The organism is Nocardioides sp. CFH 31398, from assembly GCF_022436705.1.
Lineage (GTDB): Bacteria > Actinomycetota > Actinomycetes > Propionibacteriales > Nocardioidaceae > Nocardioides.
In genome coordinates, this window is the sequence record NZ_JAKUHT010000004.1 from 17,826 (window position 1) to 31,419 (window position 13,594).

The 13,594-nt window shown below is 74.5% G+C and carries 21 protein-coding genes and 1 pseudogene; 10 read left to right on the forward strand and 12 right to left on the reverse strand.

Annotated features, from left to right (window positions below; all coding sequences use genetic code 11):
• Position 1: 1 nt before the first annotated feature.
• A complete protein-coding gene (rpmG, locus tag MJ876_RS04555; RefSeq protein WP_240234890.1) occupies positions 2-172 on the reverse strand; it encodes a 50S ribosomal protein L33 in 171 nt (56 codons plus the stop codon).
• On the reverse strand, positions 172-408 hold the full coding sequence (gene rpmB / locus MJ876_RS04560) for a 50S ribosomal protein L28 (RefSeq protein ID WP_240234891.1): 237 nt from the start codon (positions 406-408) through the stop codon (positions 172-174). The genes rpmG and rpmB overlap by 1 nt, the downstream gene beginning before the upstream one ends.
• Before the next feature lie 55 nt (positions 409-463).
• Here rpmB and MJ876_RS04565 point away from each other — a divergent pair, with 55 nt between their 5' ends.
• The 4 genes from MJ876_RS04565 to ykgO are packed head-to-tail and all read left to right on the forward strand — an operon-like array spanning position 464 to position 2,107.
• Positions 464-736 carry a type B 50S ribosomal protein L31 gene (locus MJ876_RS04565; protein WP_240234892.1) on the forward strand — a complete coding sequence of 91 codons (273 nt, stop codon included), beginning with the start codon at positions 464-466 and terminating at the stop codon, positions 734-736.
• A complete protein-coding gene (locus MJ876_RS04570) occupies positions 733-1,803 on the forward strand; it encodes a GTP-binding protein (protein WP_240234893.1) in 1,071 nt (356 codons plus the stop codon). Before MJ876_RS04565 ends, MJ876_RS04570 begins: the two co-directional genes overlap by 4 nt.
• Positions 1,803-1,988 (forward strand): 50S ribosomal protein L32, encoded by a 186-nt coding sequence (gene rpmF / locus MJ876_RS04575; protein WP_240234894.1) that lies wholly within the window; start codon positions 1,803-1,805, stop codon positions 1,986-1,988. Before MJ876_RS04570 ends, rpmF begins: the two co-directional genes overlap by 1 nt.
• Positions 1,985-2,107 carry a type B 50S ribosomal protein L36 gene (gene ykgO / locus MJ876_RS04580; protein ID WP_240234895.1) on the forward strand — a complete coding sequence of 41 codons (123 nt, stop codon included), beginning with the start codon at positions 1,985-1,987 and terminating at the stop codon, positions 2,105-2,107. The genes rpmF and ykgO overlap by 4 nt, the downstream gene beginning before the upstream one ends.
• Positions 2,108-2,274: 167 nt before the next feature.
• On the opposite strand, the gene MJ876_RS04585 is transcribed toward ykgO, so the two are convergent.
• The 7 genes from MJ876_RS04585 to MJ876_RS04615 form a co-directional block, all read right to left on the reverse strand.
• Complete coding sequence (locus MJ876_RS04585) at positions 2,275-2,688, reverse strand: VOC family protein (protein ID WP_240234896.1); 414 nt, start codon at positions 2,686-2,688, stop codon at positions 2,275-2,277.
• Positions 2,689-2,717: 29 nt separating this feature from the next.
• The gene (locus MJ876_RS04590; protein ID WP_240234897.1) at positions 2,718-3,416 is read right to left on the reverse strand and encodes an SDR family oxidoreductase; all 699 of its coding nucleotides are present in this window, start codon (positions 3,414-3,416) and stop codon (positions 2,718-2,720) included.
• Between the two features lie 55 nt (positions 3,417-3,471).
• Complete coding sequence (locus MJ876_RS04595; RefSeq protein ID WP_240234898.1) at positions 3,472-4,014, reverse strand: GNAT family N-acetyltransferase; 543 nt, start codon at positions 4,012-4,014, stop codon at positions 3,472-3,474.
• Between the two features lie 39 nt (positions 4,015-4,053).
• A complete protein-coding gene (locus MJ876_RS04600) occupies positions 4,054-5,067 on the reverse strand; it encodes a DNA glycosylase AlkZ-like family protein (RefSeq protein WP_240234899.1) in 1,014 nt (337 codons plus the stop codon).
• 16 nt (positions 5,068-5,083) lie between these two features.
• The gene (locus MJ876_RS04605; protein ID WP_240234900.1) at positions 5,084-6,454 is read right to left on the reverse strand and encodes an MFS transporter; all 1,371 of its coding nucleotides are present in this window, start codon (positions 6,452-6,454) and stop codon (positions 5,084-5,086) included.
• 43 nt (positions 6,455-6,497) lie between these two features.
• Positions 6,498-7,277, reverse strand: a complete 780-nt coding sequence (locus tag MJ876_RS04610) for a 3-hydroxybutyrate dehydrogenase (RefSeq protein ID WP_240234901.1) — start codon at positions 7,275-7,277, stop codon at positions 6,498-6,500.
• A gap of 92 nt (positions 7,278-7,369) precedes the next feature.
• Positions 7,370-9,205: a helix-turn-helix domain-containing protein gene (locus MJ876_RS04615; protein ID WP_240234902.1), complete on the reverse strand. Its 1,836-nt coding sequence runs from the start codon at positions 9,203-9,205 to the stop codon at positions 7,370-7,372.
• 84 nt (positions 9,206-9,289) lie between these two features.
• Between MJ876_RS04615 and MJ876_RS04620 the strand changes: the two genes are divergently transcribed.
• Positions 9,290-10,117 carry a carbonic anhydrase family protein gene (locus MJ876_RS04620; protein ID WP_240234903.1) on the forward strand — a complete coding sequence of 276 codons (828 nt, stop codon included), beginning with the start codon at positions 9,290-9,292 and terminating at the stop codon, positions 10,115-10,117.
• 33 nt (positions 10,118-10,150) lie between these two features.
• Positions 10,151-10,852 (forward strand): bifunctional 2-polyprenyl-6-hydroxyphenol methylase/3-demethylubiquinol 3-O-methyltransferase UbiG, encoded by a 702-nt coding sequence (locus MJ876_RS04625; RefSeq protein ID WP_240234904.1) that lies wholly within the window; start codon positions 10,151-10,153, stop codon positions 10,850-10,852.
• Between the two features lie 6 nt (positions 10,853-10,858).
• Here the strand turns inward: MJ876_RS04625 and MJ876_RS04630 are convergent, their stop codons facing one another.
• Complete coding sequence (locus tag MJ876_RS04630) at positions 10,859-11,446, reverse strand: dienelactone hydrolase family protein (RefSeq protein ID WP_240234905.1); 588 nt, start codon at positions 11,444-11,446, stop codon at positions 10,859-10,861.
• Between the two features lie 30 nt (positions 11,447-11,476).
• Here MJ876_RS04630 and MJ876_RS04635 point away from each other — a divergent pair, with 30 nt between their 5' ends.
• Positions 11,477-11,896: a hypothetical protein gene (locus tag MJ876_RS04635; RefSeq protein ID WP_240234906.1), complete on the forward strand. Its 420-nt coding sequence runs from the start codon at positions 11,477-11,479 to the stop codon at positions 11,894-11,896.
• 45 nt (positions 11,897-11,941) lie between these two features.
• Complete coding sequence (locus MJ876_RS04640) at positions 11,942-12,361, forward strand: TIGR03618 family F420-dependent PPOX class oxidoreductase (RefSeq protein WP_240234907.1); 420 nt, start codon at positions 11,942-11,944, stop codon at positions 12,359-12,361.
• A gap of 8 nt (positions 12,362-12,369) precedes the next feature.
• On the opposite strand, the gene MJ876_RS04645 is transcribed toward MJ876_RS04640, so the two are convergent.
• Both MJ876_RS04645 and MJ876_RS04650 read right to left on the reverse strand, forming a co-directional pair.
• Positions 12,370-12,573: a hypothetical protein gene (locus MJ876_RS04645; RefSeq protein ID WP_240234908.1), complete on the reverse strand. Its 204-nt coding sequence runs from the start codon at positions 12,571-12,573 to the stop codon at positions 12,370-12,372.
• Position 12,574: 1 nt separating this feature from the next.
• On the reverse strand, positions 12,575-12,838 hold the full coding sequence (locus tag MJ876_RS04650; RefSeq protein ID WP_240234909.1) for a hypothetical protein: 264 nt from the start codon (positions 12,836-12,838) through the stop codon (positions 12,575-12,577).
• Positions 12,839-12,909: 71 nt separating this feature from the next.
• Between MJ876_RS04650 and MJ876_RS04655 the strand changes: the two genes are divergently transcribed.
• Positions 12,910-13,320 (forward strand): VOC family protein, encoded by a 411-nt coding sequence (locus MJ876_RS04655; RefSeq protein ID WP_240234910.1) that lies wholly within the window; start codon positions 12,910-12,912, stop codon positions 13,318-13,320.
• 88 nt (positions 13,321-13,408) lie between these two features.
• Positions 13,409-13,594: pseudogene (locus MJ876_RS04660) on the forward strand (histidinol-phosphatase); the annotation flags it as partial.

The window sequence follows — 13,594 nt, forward strand, 5'->3', positions numbered from 1 at the left end:
CTCAGCGCTCCTCGCGGAAGTCGACGTGGCGCCGGACGACGGGGTCGAACTTCTTCAGCACGAGCCGGTCGGGGTCGTTGCGGCGGTTCTTGCGGGTGACGTAGGTGTAGCCGGTCCCTGCCGTCGAGCGGAGCTTGACGATGGGTCGGACGTCGCTGCCCTTCCCGGCCATCAGAGCCTCACCCCGCGGGCGCGGAGGTCGCCGACGACGGCGTCGATGCCGCGCTTGTCGATGATCCGCATGCCCTTCGTGCTGACGGTGAGGTGGACCGTGCGCCCGAGGGACGGCACGTAGTAGCGGCGCTGCTGCACGTTCGGGTCGAAGCGGCGCTTGGTCTTCCGCTGCGAGTGGGAGACGTGGTGGCCGAACGTCGGCTCCCGTCCGGTGACCTGGCAGTGGCGGGACATGGACTCTCCTGTCTATGCTGATAACGATTCTCAGTCGCACTGTAACGGAGAGCCAGTGAAGAAGGACATCCATCCCGCCTACGGGCCGGTCGTCTTCCGCGACCGCTCCGCCGACCTGCTCGTGCTCACCCGGTCCACGCTGGCCGCGCGATCCGACGGCCCGACCGTCGAGCTGGACGGCGTCACCTACCCGGTCGTGGACGTCGACGTCTCGGCCGCCAGCCACCCGTTCTGGACCGGCCGCGGCCGCGTCGTCGACACCGAGGGCCGCGTCCAGGCCTTCGAGCGCCGCTACGGGAAGGGACGCGCCGGCGGTGGTGAGCGATGAGGACCCCCGTCGTCCTGCTCGCCGGCGTCGCGCCCGAGCCCATGACCAGCGCGACCCTGGCGCTCCAGCTGGACCTGCCCGACGCCGTCGTCGTCCGCCACCACATCGACCCCCTGGAGGGCACGCTGGAGCGGGTCGTGTCCGACGCCCACGGCATCGTGGAGCGGAACCTCACCGAGCTCGAGCACACCTGCGTCTCGTGCGCGCTGCGCGAGGACGTGCTGCCGACCCTCCACCGCCTGGCCGGCGAGAAGCGGTGGGGAGCGATCGTCTCCCACCTGCCGGTCTCGGCCGAGCCGGTGCAGATCTGCGAGGTGCTCCTCCGCGACCCGCGCCTGGCCCGCCGACTGCGCGTCGCGTCGGTCCTCACGGCGCTGACCGGACCGCACGTCCTGACCGACCTGCTGGGCGACGACATCCTCGCCGAGCGGAACCTGCACACCGCCCACGACGACGAGCGCGGCGTCGCCGAGGTGGCCTGCTCGATGGTCGAGTACGCCGACGCCGTCGTCCTCTGCGACGGCTCCGGGCCCGACGAGGCGACCGGGCTCGTCCGCGCGCTCGCGCGCCCGGAGGTGCCGGTGGTCACCGACCCGACCCTGCTGGACGCCGGGCTGCTCGTCGGCCACCTCCACGACCACGAGGCCACGGGCTGCTGGACGAAGACGCTCAAGACGGTCCCGCACGACGCCCACGTGGACGCCGGGCTGTGGCGCCTCGACCTGCGCTCCGAGCGGCCGTTCCACCCCGGCCGGTTGCTGGAGGACCTCGAGGTCCTCGGCTCCGGGCACCACCGCTCGCGCGGGACCTTCCACCTGCCGTCGCGCACCGGGCAGCTGCTCGAGTGGGACGGCGCCGGCGGCCAGCTCAGCATCGGGCGCGAGGGCCCCTACCTCCGCAGGACGCTGGGGACCCGCCTGATCCTCACCGGCCTCGGCCGGCGGCCCGACCACCTCGCCGACGAGTTCCAGCGGCTGCTGGTGCAGCCCGGCGAGGAGACGGCGTTCAAGGGCGCCGGCGAGGACGGCTTCGAGCCGTGGCTCGGCCCGACGCGGGCGGTGGCGTGATGGCCGTCCCCAAGCGACGGACGTCGCGCACCAACACCCGCACCCGCCGCGCCCAGTGGAAGGCGCCCCGCCCCGACCTCGTGCCGGTCCGAGTGGACGGCGTCACCCACCAGGTCCCGCGACGACTGCTCCGGGCCGTCGAGCTCGGGCTCGTCGACCCCACCACCGGAAGTAGGACCCGATGAAGGTCCGCAACTCGCTCCGCTCGCTGAAGAACCAGCCCGGCTCCCAGGTCGTGCGCCGCCGCGGGCGGACGTACGTGATCAACAAGAAGAACCCGCGGTTGAAGGCGCGCCAGGGCTGAGGCCCGCGCAGACCGTCACCACACGTCGGTCGAGCCTGTCGAGACCAGGTGAGGTCTCCTGTCGCCTCACCGGGTCTCGACCCGCCCTCACGACCTCGCACGCTCGGTCGTGGGCTCGCTCGACCTGATCCACGTCGACCCCGCTCGTTCCTCGCGCGGCCGGTGGATCACTTCGGCGCGAAGATCTCCAGCGCGATGTTGTCGGGGTCGCGGAACTCCAGGATCCAGCCGGCGCCGATGTCCTTGACGCCCTCGTGCGCGACGCCGAGGGAGTCGAGGTGCGCGGCGGCCTCCTCGACGGCCGCCTGGTCGGCGACGGCGAACGCGACGTGGTCGAGACCGGTCTTGTCCTCGTCGAACCTCTCCTCGGCCACCGGGCGCAGGCCCAGCAGCGAGTCGCCCAGCTGGTAGATCACGCCGCCGTAGAGGAACGACAGCTGCTCGCGGGTGGCCTCGTCGGCGTCGGCGGGCATCTCGAAGGCCACGGGCAGCCCGAGGACGTCGTCGTAGAACTTCCGCGACCGCTCGATGTCGGTGACGGTCAGGCGGACGTGCGCGTAGGCGCTGGTCTTGATCGGCATGCTCCCAGCCTCCCCGAGAGGGCCAAGCGTCAGCGGACGGCGAGCGCCTTGGCCTCGGCGTCCCAGACCACCTCGGAGGCGCCGTCCCGCATCGCCTGCAGCAGCGCGTCGACGACCTGGCCGTGGTCGAGCCCGGCCGGCAGCTTCGGGGGGTCCCCGGCGAGCGCGCGGTCGGCGAGGCCGGTGTCGAGGTGCGGCGGACGGAGGTCCACGACGGTGAAGCGGCGGCGGTTCTCCCGCCGCAGCACGGTCAGCCAGTGGGAGAGCGCGGCCTTCGCGGCGCCGTACTCGGCCATGCCGTTGGTCGGCAGGTCCGCGAGGATCGCCGACAGGACGGCGACGCAGCCACCCTGGTCGGGGAGGTGGCGCGACGCCGCGCGGACGAGCGCCATCGGCCCGAGGGCGTCGACGGCGAACAGCTCCTCGGCGACGGCGGCGTCCTGCTCGGTCGCCGGTCCGAAGCCCGCGACGCCGGTGGCGACGACGAGCGCGTCGAGCCCGCCGAGCGCCTCGGCCGCGGCCTCGACGGTCTCGGCGCAGGCGCGGGTGTCGACGACGTCGAAGACGAGCGGCTCGGTGCCGAGGTCCTTCGCGACCTCACCGGTGCGGTCGGCGTCGCGGCCGGCGGCGACGACCGAGGCGCCGGCCTCCTTCAGGGCGCGGGCCGCGGCCGCTCCCAGCACGCCGCTGGCGCCGCAGACGAGGACGCGGGCTCCGTCGAGATCCATGGGCGGGAGGTACCCGGAGCCAGCACGGGGCCAACGCGCCGCGCCCGGCCCTCGGTCAGCCGCGCCACTCCTCGTCGAGGAGGGCGTAGACGAAGCCGTCGAGCCAGCCGAGCTCGGCGTGGTAGGTGTCCTTGACGCCGTGCTGCTCACGCCGCATGCCCACCTTCTCCAGCACGCGCCAGGACCCGACGTTCTCGGCGAAGCACCCCGCCTGGACGCGACGCAGCCGCAGCCTGCCGAAGGCGTGGCCGAGCGCGTCGCGCGCCAGCTCCGTCGCGATCCCCCGGCCCGCGTGGTCGGGATGGACGAAGTAGGACAGGCGACCCTCGCGGCCGACGACGTGCTCCTCGCTGCCCGACTGTCCCTGGCCGTCGACGACCGACAGGGTCGCCTGACCGACCATCCGCCCGTTGATGACGGCCACCGAGCGCTGATGGTCGTGGTCGTCGTACGTCGCCCAGTCCGCCACGTACTCCTCGACGTCGTCGACGCGCTGCTGGAGGAACCACCGGGTCACGTCGGGTCGGTGTCGCCAGGCGAGGAACTGCCGCGCCAGGTCGCCGGTGGGGCGTGTGATGTGCAGACCCGCGACCGTCACGCCGCCGACCCTACGACGGGCCCGCTGCGCGCCCCGGCATCAGGGGAACCAGTCGACGACCGGGCCGTCGGTGCCCTGGCGCCAGGTCCCGACGACCCGCCCGCCGCGCAGCGCGAGCGCGGCGCCGCGGGTGGCGTGGACGCGGTGCCCGGGCGGGACGATCCACGGGTCGGCGGTCCCCGGACCCAGCACCCACGGGTCGTGCCCGGGCACCAGGACCACCTCGTCCGAGGGTTCCGCCGCGGCGATCGCGCCGGCGTCCCCGGCCAGGCAGGACGCCGGTTCGCCCTCGACGTCCAGCGTCACGACGGTGCCGTCGGCCTGCAGCGCCTCGACCCACCCGTCGACGCGGCGGCGACCGGCGCTCAGGCCGTCGACGAGCCAGTGGTCGACCCGCTCCCGTGTCGCCGGTCCGTACGTCGCCAGGTAGGCGCGGACGGCGAGCGGCCCGGCCTCCTCGAGCGGGAGCGGGCCCGTCCACCCCGGGACGTCGGCCGTCGACGCGAGGCGGAACGTGCCGTCGGAGGTGTCGATGCGGACGTCGCCGTGCCACCCGAAGGGCTTGAGGAACGTGTGGCTGCGATGGGTGAACGCCTCGCCCAGGTGGGCGTACGCCGGGTCGCGGGTGACGGCCTCGGCGAGCTCGGCCTGCGTCAGGGGGCGATCGGCGACGGCGTCGCGGACGACGGCCCGCAGCCGCGGCCAGTCCCCGGGCTCGAGGCCGTAGTGCGAGCGCCAGCTCGCCCGCTCCCACTGCCGGCCCGCGAGCCGCAGCGCGAGGTGGACGGCCGCGCCCCCCGGCGTCATCACCTGCGTCGAGCCGCGGTGGGCGTACGTCGTGACCACCCGCCCGTCGACCAGGGCGGCGCGGAGCGCGTCGTGCGCCGCGGACCTGTCACCCAGCCGCAGTCCGATCGCGGCGCCGGCGTCCCCGAGCCAGGACGGGACGGCGAGAAGCCGGCCGACGACCTCCTCGACCGAGGAGGCCGCCGGACCGGCCAGGTGGTGGCGCCGCAGCCGCCAGGCGAGCGCGGCGGCGCGGCTCACGGTCATCCGCCGAGGCTAGGCCTCAGTCGTGCGCCCCGGACACGACCCGGTCGTGGCGCAGCGAGGTGTTGCGGGTCTCCTTCACCGCGAGCACCGCGACCACGGTGAGCAGCGAGGTGATCGAGACGTAGATGCCGACCGCGGTGGAGTTCGGGTTCGCGGTGTCGCTGCCCAGCAGCTGCAGGGCGATGATCGGGGCGATGGCGCCGGCCGCGATCGAGGCGAGCTGGTAGCCGACCGACGCCCCGGTGTAGCGGACCGACGTCCCGAACAGCTCGGAGAAGAACGCCGCCTGCGGGGCGTACATCAGCGCGTGCAGCATGAGGCCGACGACGACCGCGATGGTGAGCCCGGACGCCGAGCCGCCGGTGACGAGCGGGAAGAACGCGAAGGTCCAGGCGCCGACGCCGATCGCGCCGGCGATGTACATCGGCTTGCGGCCGATCCTGTCCGACAGCAGCGCGACCAGCGGGATCCACACGAAGTGGACGGCGGAGCCGATGAGCAGCGCCTGCAGGATCGGGCCGCGGTCCTGGCCGTCGTAGGTCGTGACGAAGGTGATGACGATGATCGTGAAGATGTAGTACGAGGTGTTCTCCGCCAGGCGCATGCCCATGGCGCAGAAGACCTCCTTGGGGTAGCGGCGGAAGACCTCGAGGATCGGGATGTGGGACTTGGCGTCCTTCTTCTGCTCGATCTCCGCCTGCGCCTCCTTGAAGACCGGCGAGTCCTCGATCGACAGCCGGATGTAGAGCCCGATGAACACCAGGACCGCGGACAGCAGGAACGGGATCCGCCAGCCCCACGCCTGGAAGGTCTCCTCGGACTGCACCAGCGCGAGCACGAACAGCACGAACGTGGCGAGCAGGTTGCCCATCGCGACGCCGGCCTGCGGCCACGAGGTCCAGAAGCCGCGCTTCGCGTCGTCGCCGTGCTCGGCGACCATGAGGACGGCGCCGCCCCACTCGCCGCCGACGGCGAAGCCCTGGATCAGGCGGCACAGCAGCAGGAGCAGCGGCGCGGCGATGCCGATGGTCGAGTACGTCGGCAGCAGGCCGATCGCGATGGTGGCGCCGCCCATGAGCATCAGCGACAGCACCAGCATCTGCTTGCGCCCCACCCGGTCGCCGAAGTGGCCGAACACGACACCGCCGAGCGGACGAGCCACGAACCCGAGGGCGTAGGTGCCGAACGCCAGCAGCGTCGCCGTCACCGGCTCCGACTCGGGGAAGAACAGCACGCCGAACACGAGGGCGGCGGCGGAGCCGTAGAGGAAGAAGTCGTACCACTCGACGGCGGTGCCGATCAGGCTGGCGAAGACGACCTTGACGATGCCGGGACCGTCCGTGGTCTCGCCCGGCCTGGAGCCGGTCTTGTCGACGGGTGCGCTCATGGGGTGTCTCTCCTGTGGTGGTGGGTCCCCGGGGGAGGGGTTCTCAGGCGGCGGTCCAGCCGCCGTCGAGGCGGTAGCTGGAGCCGGTGATGGAGTCGGTGTGCGGGCCGCAGAGCATCGCCACCAGCGCGGCGACCTCCTCGGGCTCGACGAGGCGCTTGACCGGGGTGCGCGCGAGCATCACCTGCTCGAGCACCGCGTCCTCGCTGATGCCGTGGCTGCGGGCCTGGTCCGCGACCTGGCCCTCGACCAGCGGCGTGCGGACGTAGCCGGGCGCCACGGTGTTGGACGTGACGCCGGTGCCGGCGGCCTCCAGCGCGATGACCTTGCTGAGGCCCTCGAGGCCGTGCTTCGCCGACACGTACGCCGACTTGTACGCCGACGCGCGGTGCCCGTGCGCGGAGGTGACGTGCACCAGGCGGCCCCAGCCGCGGGAGTACATGCCGGGCAGCACCTGCCGGGCGAGCAGGAACGGCGCGTGCAGCATCACCCGGTGGATCAGGGCGAAGCGCTCGGGGTCGAAGTCCTGCACCGGGGCGACGTGCTGGATGCCGGCGTTGTTGACCAGGACGTCGACGCCGCGCGCGGCCAGGTCGAGCGCGGCGATCGCGTCGGCGTCGGAGAGGTCGACGACGAGCGCCTCGCCGCCGAGGTCGGACGCCGCGGCCTTCACGCCGGCCTCGTCGAGGTCCACCAGCACCAGGTCGGCGCCGTCGGCGCCGAGCCGGGTGGCGACGGCGCGGCCGATGCCGCTGGCGGCGCCGGTGACGAGGGCCGTGCGGCCGGTGAGGGGGGCCGCGTCGGGCGTGGGGGCTGAGGGCATGCCCCGACGCTAGGACCGCCGGTGTGGCGCACGCCATGTCTCCGGGCCACACGCCGTGGTCGCTGACGTGTGCCGCCGTGACACCCCGAGGGTCAGGTGCCGCGCCGGTGGCCCCTCAGCCGGTGCATCCGCAGGGCGACCTGGAGGTCCAGCGCGCGGGCCGGGTCGCGCCACCCCTCGCCCAGCAGGTGGGTGACGCGGTCGAGACGCTGCGCGACGGTGTTCGGGTGGACGTGGAGGGTCGCCGCCGTCCGGCGCGGCGAGCCCCCGGCCGCGAACCAGGCGTCGAGCGTGGCGACCAGGGCGGTGCCGTGCTCGGTGTCGTACGCCAGCACGGGGCCGAGGGTGTCGCGCAGGAAGTCCCCGAGGTGCTCGGGCCCGCCGCCGCCCAGCACGAGGCGCACCAGCCCGAGGTCGGCGGGGTCGGCGACCTCACCGGCGCGCCCGAGCGCCACCAGGGCGTCGTGGCAGCGCCGCGCCTCGGCGTACGCCTCGCCGAGGCCGGCGGCGTGCACGCCCACGGTGGGCTCCTCGGTGCCGACCCCCGCGGCCAGCGCCTCGCCGAGCGAGCGGGCCAGCTGGTCGTCGGGCACGGCCACGACCAGCGCGTCCTCGTGGACGCCCGCCAGGCCGCCCCGGGCGCCGGCCAGCCGGGCGGCCCGCCGGGCGTCGCCGCGCAGGTCGTCGGTGCGGGTGACGGCCACCGACCAGGTTCCGTCCACGGCCAGGCCCTGCCGTCGCGCCCGCTCGCGCAGCCGCGGCTCGTCGGTGCCGCCGTCGAGCAGGTCGACCAGCAGCTCCCCGCGCACCCGCTCCTCCGCCTCGGCCTCCGTCCGGGCGAACAGCAGCACGAGCGCGACGGCCACGGCCCCGCGCTCGAGGGTCCGCAGCTGGGCGGGCTCGGGTTCCCGCCCGCGGGTGTCGACGACGAGGGTCCCGAGGTGCTCCTCGCCGGCGGCGGCGACGGCGACCCAGGGGCCGGCGGTGTCCGGGTCGCCCGCCAGCCGGGTGCTGCGCCCCGTGCGGCGGGCGACGTCGACCGCGGCGTCCAGCCCGGGGGGCGCCTCCCCGGCGCCGGCGAGGAGCCCGCCGTCCGGGTCGAGCACGCGGACCTCGGCGCCCAGCGCCTCCTCGAGGACGGCGGCGACCCGGTCGACGCCGGCACCGGCGACGAGCGCGTCGGTCAACCGGTCGTGCGCGTGCGCGGCCCGCTCCACGGACTCGGTGCGGCGGCGCAGCTCGGCGTTCGCGGCGTCCGCCTGCTCGAACAGCCGGGCGTTCTCCAGTGCCACCGCGGCGTGGGCGGCGAACGACGTCAGGAGTGCCACCTCCCCGGGCGGGAACGGCCGGACCACCCGGTGCACCGCCAGCAGCGCGCCGATCACCTCGCCCTCCAGGACGAGCGGGACGCCCAGGATGGCGCGGATCCGCTCGCCCTCGACGGCCTCGTCGATGAAGCCGCGGTGCAGGAACCGGTCGTCGGCGGAGTAGTCCTCCGTGAAGTACGGCGCCCCCGCCTGCGCGACGAGGCCCAGCAGGCCCGTGCCGAGCGGCAGCCGCAGCCGGCCGAACTCCTGGGTCAGCGCGCCGTCGGTCACCCGCATGTACGACGCGCCCTCGGCCTCGTCGTTCAGCGACAGGTAGGTCATGTCGGCGCGCAGCAGCTGCCGCGCGCGCCGCACGATCGCGCCCAGCACCCGGTCGAGGTCGCGGATGGCGACCAGGTCGGCGGCGGTCTCGTTCAGCGCCGCCAGCTCGGCCTCACGGCTGCGGTGACCGGCCAGACGGTCGGCGAGGGCCAGCGCCCGGGCGTGCGTGCGCTCCGCGGACGCCCGGTCCCGCCCCCGGGCCACCTGCGCGTCGCGGAGCGCGTCGTACTCCTCGCGCGGGGCGTCGGCCCACAGCAGGTCGAGGAAGGTGCGGTCCACGCGGCCGATCCTGCCGAAGCTGTCCACCCGTCGTTCACCGGACGCACAGGCTCACCACAGGCGGCGGGCGTACCCCTGACCCCCGTGACCCACGACTCTCGGACGACCTCCTCCCTCCACGACCGCCGCGCGCTGCTGCGGGGCGCCGCCGGCCTCGGCGCCTGCGCCGCCCTCGCCCCGCTCCTCGGGGGCTCCCCCGGCACGGCCGCCTGGGCCGGCCTCACGACGGCCGGGGGTGGCGACGGCGACGATCGCCGCCAGTCACCCATCGACATCCGCACGGACCGCGTCGCACGGGCGCCGGGGTTCCCGCCCCTGGTCGTCGACTACCCCAGCAGCGAGAGCGTCGACCTCGTCTACGTGAACAGGGACGGCGAGGACGGCTGCGAGGAGCGGGCCGAGGACGAGACGGTCCAGGCGCAGAACCTGTCGCGACGGGCCGTCGTCCGCCGCGACGGGGAGACCTGGCGGCTGCTGCAGACCCACTTCCACATCACCTCCGAGCACCGCGTCGACGGACGCGCGTTCCCGATGGAGCAGCACTTCGTCCACGAGCGGACGACCGACGGCGCGCTGCTGGTCATCGGGGTCTTCCTGGTGCCCGGCGGCCACGGCCCGCAGGACCGCCTGCTCGCCCGCCTGCCGGAGGAGTGCGACGACGACCCGATCCGCGTGCGCGGGCTCGACCTGTCGCGGATGCTGCCGGCCTCGCTGTCGAGCTGGACCTACCGCGGCTCCCTCACCACCGCGCCGTACACGCAGGGCGTGACGTGGCACGTCATGCGCGAGCCCCGCGCGATCGAGGAGGCGACGATCCGGCGCTTCCGGCGGCTGTTCGAGGAGGGCGACTCCCGCGGGCCGCAGCCGCTGAACGGCCGTGTCGTGCGCCAGGTCCGCGGCCGCCGGGCCTGAGGCCCCTGAACGGCGTCGGTAGCCTCGTGGGGGATGGGCTTCTTCGACTTCCTGCGTGAGACCCCCCGCTACGAGGGCCGCCCTGAGCGCGTCGACCGGCTGGACAGCCGCCACCGCTTCCTGGTGGAGCCGTACGCCAACGAGCTGGCGGGTGCGCGGGTGCTCGACCTCGCCGCGCACGACGGACGGTGGGCGTACGCGATGAGCGCGGCGGGCGCCTCGTTCGTGCACGCGGTCGAGCCGGAGGAGGACAACGCCGCCGGGTTCGCGCACTTCCCGGCGGGCCCGGTCAAGGACCGGGTGCGGATGCGGGTGGGCGACGTCCTGGACCTGCTCGCCCTCGAGGTCGAGGCGGGACGCCGCTACGACGTGGTGACGGTGCTCGGGCTGCTGCACCGGACCGCGGAGCACGCGCGGATGCTGTCGCTGGTCCACGCCCTGAGCCCGCGCCTGGTGATCGTCGACGCGGCCGTCCTGCCGCGGGAGGCGCCGATGATCCGGCTCTCGGAGGAGCCGGCGCGCCGGGCGGGGCTGGAGGTCGGACCGCCCACCGTCGTGGTCGGCGTCCCCAGCGCCTCGGCGCTGGAGCTGCTGGCCCGCACGCTCGGCTACGACGTCACGTGGTGCGACCTGGACCGGCTGCCCGCCGAGGAGCGGGTGGGGCTGGACGACTACTTCCGCCCCGCCGGTGCGCGGGTGCGACGCAGCTGCGCCCTGCGGCCGGCGACCGCCTGAGCCGGCTCAGCCGACCCGGGCCAGGAACGCCAGCACCCGCTCGGTGAGCAGCGCGGCGGCCGCCTCGTCGTGCTCGTCGAGGCTGGGGTCGGCGAAGTTGTGGGCGTCGGTGTCGTAGAGGAACAGCTCGGCGTCGCCGTCGGGCCCCACCGAGGCGACGAGCTCGCGGGCGGCGTCCAGGTCGCCCTCCTCGACGAAGATCTCGTCCCGCTCCCCGCCGTGCACCTGCACCGGCACCCCGTCGGGCCACCGCGGCGCGAACTCGGTGGGACCGACGCACGAGCCCACCAGGACGGCGCCGCGGGCGCCCTCGCGCGTCTGCGCCAGCTGCTGCGCGGGCATGACGCCCAGCGAGAAGCCGACGTACACCAGCTCCGCCGGCAGGGCCTGGGCCGCGTCGACGGCTCGCCCGGCGACCGTGCCGAAGCCGACCCTCTCCGCGTAGGAGAGCCCGTCGACGAGGTCGCCGAAGGTGTGGCCCTCGTAGGAGTCGGGGGCGTGGACCGTGTGCCCCGCGTCCCGGAGGGTCCCGGCGAAGCCGAGCAGCCCCTCGGTGAGGCCGTGGGCGTGGTGCAGGAGGAGGACGTCGGCCATGGCGCCCACTCTGGCACTACGGTCCGTGTCGTGGGTTGGGCGATCGCGTGGCTGGCGGCCACCGGCCTGCACGCCGGCTTCCAGCTCACGGTGACGCTCGTGGTCTACCCCGCCTTCCGGCGCGTGCCGGCCGCGGCCTGGACCGACTTCCACGCCGGCCACAGCCGCGGCATCGCCCCGCTCGTCGGCGTCCTGTACGGCGGGCTGCTCGTCACCGGCGTCGGCGTGCTCGTCGCCGGTCCCCTCGACGTCGCCCTGCTGGTCGCGCTGGCCGGGGTCGGCGTCGCGCTGGCGACCACCGCCCTCGTCGCCGCGCCCACCCACGGCCGGCTCGGTGGCGGACCCGACCCCGCGCTCCTGCGTCGCCTGCTGGCCGCGGACGTCGTCCGGACGCTCGGGGCGCTCGTGGGTCTCGCCGGAGCCCTCGCCCACCTCGTCACGGGTGCCTGAACCCGGCGTAGCGTCCGAGGTCACCCGCTGCCCGAGGAGGACCCCGTGCCCGAAGCCCCGCTGCCCGACGACGTCCGCGCGTTCCTAGCGAAGCCGAACCCCTGCACCATGACGACGCTGCGCAAGGACGGGACACCGGTCTCCGTCGCGACCTGGTACCTCCACGAGGTCGCCGAGGACTCCACGGACCGCATCCTGCTCAACATGGACGTCTCGCGGGTCCGCGTGAAGCACGTCCGCCGCGACCCGCGCGTCGCGCTGACGATGCTCGACGAGGCGGACTGGTACACCCACGTCAGCCTGCTCACCCGGATCACCGAGATCGTCGACGACCCGGACCTGACCGACATCGACCGGCTCGCCCGGCACTACCGTGGCCAGGGGTACCCGGACCGGGAGAGCCCCCGCGTCAGTGCCTGGGCCACGGTCGAGCGGTGGCACGGCTGGGGCGCGATGAAGGACTGAGGTGGACGTCAGCGCCGACGGGCACGCCAGCGCTCGTAGCGCTGGAGGCCCGCCCTGAGGTCGGGGTGCAGCTCGGGCGGCCCGTCCCGCTCCTCGGCCTTGTCGGGCCAGCCCTCCAGGTCGCCGGTGACGTGGACCTGCCAGCAGTACCAGACGGCGACGGCGAGGGCGACGAGGACGACGGCGCCGACGGCGAGGAGCGTCGAGGACACGTCAGGAGCTCCCGCCGTCGCCACCGCCGCCTCCGCCGCCGTCGCCGCCACCACCCCAGCCCCCGCCGGAGTCGTGGCCACCCCCGTGGTGATCACCGCCGTGGTGGCCGCCGTCGCCGGCCCAGCCGCCGGCGCCCCCGTCGCCGTGGAAGTACGTCCCGCCCGCGGCACCGCCGCGCTTCCTGCCCTTCTCGGCGAAGAGGCTGACGACGCCGATCAGCAGCACGAAGAGGAACACGAGCACGATCACCCCGATACCGTCCATGGCGGCAGCATCCCCCGTCCCGGGCAGGTCCACACCGATGAGTTTCGGCGCACCCCGGGGTCGGAGCGGGCATGACGATGCAGATGAACCCGTACCTGCTCTTCGCGGGCAGTGCCGCGGAGGCCCTCGACTTCTACCGATCCGTGCTCGGCGGCGAGCTCGACGTGACCCGTTTCGGCGAGTTCATGCCCGACGCCGGGGACGACGCCGACAAGGTCATGCACGGCCAGCTGACGACCCCCGCGGGGCACGTCCTCATGGCCTCCGACGTCCCCACGGGCATGGGGCAGCCGCCCGGCAACGGCACGGTCTGCCTGTCCGGGGACGACGTGGTCCTGCGGGACCACTTCACCGGACTCGCCGAGGGCGGCGAGGTCACGGTCGCGCTCGAGAAGCAGATGTGGGGCGACGAGTTCGGCGAGCTCACCGACCGGTTCGGCGTCCGGTGGATGGTCGACCTGACGCCGCCCGCGTCGTCCTGAGGACGACCCCGGACGTTCACCCGGACGCCACCTGCGCGGCCCCGGGTGGACGCGGCCCGGACGGCGTCCACCCCCCTCATTGGAGGGTGTGACCACCGAGCACGGGCACGACCACGCCCACCCCCACACGCACGACCACGACCACGCGCACGACCACTCGCACGGCCACGAGCACGGCCACGCCGTGCCGGACGCGACCACCACCGCCGCGCTCGCGCCGGTCGCCGACGGGGAGCTCTCGCCCGCCGAGCTCACCCGGCGCCGGCTGCTCCAG

Excerpts from the sequence above, each read along its gene's own strand:
- MJ876_RS04590 (WP_240234897.1), bottom strand. The coding sequence starts at position 3,416 with ATGGATCTCGACGGAGCCCGCGTCCTCGTCTGCGGCGCCAGCGGCGTG.
- rpmB (WP_240234891.1), bottom strand. The coding sequence starts at position 408 with ATGTCCCGCCACTGCCAGGTCACCGGACGGGAGCCGACGTTCGGCCAC.
- MJ876_RS04625 (WP_240234904.1), top strand. The coding sequence starts at position 10,151 with ATGGGCTTCTTCGACTTCCTGCGTGAGACCCCCCGCTACGAGGGCCGC.
- MJ876_RS04585 (WP_240234896.1), bottom strand. The coding sequence starts at position 2,688 with ATGCCGATCAAGACCAGCGCCTACGCGCACGTCCGCCTGACCGTCACC.
- MJ876_RS04570 (WP_240234893.1), top strand. The coding sequence starts at position 733 with ATGAGGACCCCCGTCGTCCTGCTCGCCGGCGTCGCGCCCGAGCCCATG.
- MJ876_RS04630 (WP_240234905.1), bottom strand. The coding sequence starts at position 11,446 with ATGGCCGACGTCCTCCTCCTGCACCACGCCCACGGCCTCACCGAGGGG.
- rpmF (WP_240234894.1), top strand. The coding sequence starts at position 1,803 with ATGGCCGTCCCCAAGCGACGGACGTCGCGCACCAACACCCGCACCCGC.
- MJ876_RS04655 (WP_240234910.1), top strand. The coding sequence starts at position 12,910 with ATGACGATGCAGATGAACCCGTACCTGCTCTTCGCGGGCAGTGCCGCG.
- MJ876_RS04610 (WP_240234901.1), bottom strand. The coding sequence starts at position 7,277 with ATGCCCTCAGCCCCCACGCCCGACGCGGCCCCCCTCACCGGCCGCACG.
- MJ876_RS04650 (WP_240234909.1), bottom strand. The coding sequence starts at position 12,838 with ATGGACGGTATCGGGGTGATCGTGCTCGTGTTCCTCTTCGTGCTGCTG.
- ykgO (WP_240234895.1), top strand. The coding sequence starts at position 1,985 with ATGAAGGTCCGCAACTCGCTCCGCTCGCTGAAGAACCAGCCCGGCTCC.
- MJ876_RS04605 (WP_240234900.1), bottom strand. The coding sequence starts at position 6,454 with ATGAGCGCACCCGTCGACAAGACCGGCTCCAGGCCGGGCGAGACCACG.
- MJ876_RS04600 (WP_240234899.1), bottom strand. The coding sequence starts at position 5,067 with ATGACCGTGAGCCGCGCCGCCGCGCTCGCCTGGCGGCTGCGGCGCCAC.
- rpmG (WP_240234890.1), bottom strand. The coding sequence starts at position 172 with ATGGCCGGGAAGGGCAGCGACGTCCGACCCATCGTCAAGCTCCGCTCG.